At 36.5% G+C, this 419-nt stretch carries 1 protein-coding gene; it reads left to right on the top strand.

Annotation, left to right across the window (positions count from 1 at the left end; all coding sequences use genetic code 11):
* Positions 1 to 419: transposase (locus QWT87_RS21140; RefSeq protein WP_302718727.1), on the top strand; the 419-nt coding region annotated here is incomplete at both ends.

Genomic DNA, 419 nt, shown 5'->3' with positions numbered 1-419 from the left:
TCCAAAAGTATTGAGATTGAGCATCTTGACCAGGAGATTAAACTTTTGAATGATCTGGAAGAAGAAAAACGCAGATATACTGTGAAACTAAAAGCGCTACGTTTTAATCCTTATCTTAACCCTAACACAGAAAAGCATTACGAAAGAAGGCTTAAACAGTTGGAAAAAGAAATCAAAGAAGTTGAACTGCGTCTTCCAAAACTTCAGGATGAGGAATTTAAGAAAGTAAAAGATTTGATACAAAGTGTATCAGGAATTGGTGAGAAGACCTCATTACAACTTATGACTGCTACATCGGGCTTTAAGAATTTTGATTCCGCAAAATCTCTGGTTAAATATTTTGGCTTGGCACCCAGAATTTACCAATCGGGCAAGAAATCTTATTCGCCCGGAAAGTGCAGGACTTCTAAAACCCATAT

This window comes from Chryseobacterium urinae, from assembly GCF_030518295.1.
GTDB lineage: Bacteria > Bacteroidota > Bacteroidia > Flavobacteriales > Weeksellaceae > Chryseobacterium > Chryseobacterium mucoviscidosis.
This window is presented reverse-complemented; position numbering and strand designations above follow the sequence as displayed.